Origin of the sequence: Companilactobacillus halodurans (assembly GCF_009600985.1) — a bacterium.
Classification (GTDB): Bacteria; Bacillota; Bacilli; order Lactobacillales; family Lactobacillaceae; genus Companilactobacillus; species Companilactobacillus halodurans.
Genome location: NZ_VDFP01000072.1, coordinates 1 through 2137, shown reverse-complemented (window position 1 = coordinate 2137; position 2137 = coordinate 1). Strand labels below are relative to the sequence as shown.

3 protein-coding genes and 1 pseudogene are annotated in these 2137 nt (G+C 31.4%); 1 reads left to right on the top strand and 3 read right to left on the bottom strand.

Going from position 1 to position 2137, the window contains the following annotated elements:
* From FHL06_RS14795 to FHL06_RS12450, 3 genes are all read right to left on the bottom strand, one after another.
* On the bottom strand, nucleotides 1-160 hold a 160-nt coding region (locus FHL06_RS14795), incomplete at its 3' end, for a type II toxin-antitoxin system PrlF family antitoxin (protein ID WP_337692565.1).
* A 1181-nt stretch (nucleotides 161-1341) separates the two neighbouring features.
* A complete protein-coding gene (locus FHL06_RS12455; RefSeq protein WP_005917927.1) occupies nucleotides 1342-1644 on the bottom strand; it encodes a type II toxin-antitoxin system YafQ family toxin in 303 nt (100 codons plus the stop codon).
* Entirely contained in the window at nucleotides 1634-1912 is a 279-nt protein-coding gene (locus FHL06_RS12450) for a plasmid mobilization protein (RefSeq protein ID WP_003625288.1), read from the bottom strand. Before FHL06_RS12450 ends, FHL06_RS12455 begins: the two co-directional genes overlap by 11 nt.
* A 103-nt stretch (nucleotides 1913-2015) precedes the next feature.
* Here FHL06_RS12450 and FHL06_RS15220 point away from each other — a divergent pair.
* Nucleotides 2016-2137, top strand: a pseudogene (locus tag FHL06_RS15220) (site-specific integrase); the annotation flags it as partial.

The following is a 2137-nucleotide window of genomic DNA, read 5'->3' as shown; positions in this document are numbered from 1 at the left end:
GTTTACTACGAACAATCATTACTTTACCATTTGGTTCAATCTGCCATTCAATTGTGTCAGTAGACCGAACTTTTAACAGTTCACGTACTGTTTTAGGAATTGTAATCTGATTTTTACTTGTGATCTTCGAGCTAACCTTAGTTACATTACCTGCGCTCACAATATCATCTCCTTACTTTTTCCTTACAAAAAATAATAACATAACTACTTTAATATCTCAAGAATAGGGGCTAAAACTATGCAACAAATCTGACTGTTTCTAAAATTATTGAAAATTACTATACTGGTAATGAAAGTTCCGTTCGCTTTAATTCCTATTTAGGGAACCGTTTTGATGACAATTTAACAACTTTAGAAAACGACACTTATATTCTTTTAACTGGAGGCAAAGGATCTTGGGGAGTTGCTTATAAGAAAGCTTTAGATGCTTTTAAAAAATTCAAAATGTCAAAATATTCTTCCTATACTGACAGTGAAGCTAAAGATACTGCTAAAGCCTTTCACTTGTTAATTGAACAAAATGCATAAATGCAAATAAAATGGTAGGCTATAATTTATATAGTCTACTATTTTATTTACTAATACGTTTGAAATTTGATAAAAATTACAAAGAAGGGACAAAGATGACTTTGCCTATCTTATTTTCTTGGCCTATGACATTTTTTGCATTCATACTGCTAACTATATCTGATTTTTTATATTTAAAGCATGAAATAAAAAGACTAACTGATACAAAAAAGACTCTAACAATTATTACCCTTCTATTTTCACTTTCAGTAAGTATTTATGTTGCCGCATCTATTGGTCACATTGTAACTAAGGACTATTCAAGTAATACAACTTTTTTTATTTTCGGCTTCGAATCAATAACGATTACATTAACAAGTTTATTTTTTCTATTTATTACAGCAAAAAAAAATATTTTAGACAGAAAAGAAACTATACACCTGGCCCAACAAAAATATTTTGGGCACAATTTAATCATGTTTTTTTCTATGGTTCACTATGTAACAGGATTAACTGATCTTGTATTTATCTTTAGTCTCATATATCTACCGGAGTTTCTTGACTATCTACTTCCAATCCCAAATAATTATCCAGGTAACGTTATTTTCCTTAATCTTCAAAGTTTATTTATTATTATTAGTGTATTCGTCATACCCTTTTTATTATTAATCTGGGTGCCAAAATATTTCAGAAAACAATTAAGTAAAACAAAAAAATAGGGTCCATTGTCTCAATAGCCCCTCAAAAACATTGAAAGAATAGCCCCCGATATCTATAGTTTAGATGTTGGGGGCTATTTTAATTTATTTTTTTATAAGTACCCCTAACCTATAGCTATTGATTCAAGATTTCATGGGAGCCAGTTGCAACCAATAACAAAATCAATTCATCATGATCTAGCTGATAAATAACAATCCAGTTGTCATAATTTTTGCCATAGTTTCCATATCTGGCAGGGTGAAATTCACGATAGCCACGCCAATTTCCTTTTAATGCATGATCTTTAATCTGTTTCAAAACAAGTACATCTTGTTCAACAATTGCTTCTAAACAAGGCTTCAAGACAGTTATTGGGAAATGTTTTTTGACTAGTTTTTTTAATTCACGTTCAAAAGATTTAGTCTGTTTAATTTGCATCTAACTTATCGATCCAATCTTCAAAGTCAGTTAATGAACCAATGTTTTTGACCTGCCCTGTTTCTGCTTCTTTTTTAGCGGCTAAGGCTTCCGGAGAATCTAAAAAGCTGACTAATCGAACTTCATTATTGGCCGCTTTAACTAACGATAAGCGTATATACTCAGAAACGGTTAGCCCTTGTTTTGCTAGATTAGCTTTAGCCCGTTCACTAATGTCAGGTGTTACACGAGTTGAAATTGTCTTGTTTTTAATAATAGTATTACTCATTCTAATCCGCCTCCTTTAAGTTTACCATCGTACTACATTATAATATTCGATTTTTAGGTTTTCTGCAACTAAATTAATTTTAAAGTAAAGGAACTAACAGCTTATGCGACAAGTTGTCTTACCCATCAAAGATTCAAACGTTCTTAAAGAGGTTCAAGATACGTTACTCAATAACTTTAAAGCTGGCCGACGTAACTATACGATTTTTCAAGTTGGTAAAGCGAC

Coding starts and splice junctions, on each gene's coding strand:
- FHL06_RS12450 (WP_003625288.1), bottom strand. CDS start 1,912: ATGAGTAATACTATTATTAAAAACAAGACAATTTCAACTCGTGTAACA.
- FHL06_RS12455 (WP_005917927.1), bottom strand. CDS start 1,644: ATGCAAATTAAACAGACTAAATCTTTTGAACGTGAATTAAAAAAACTA.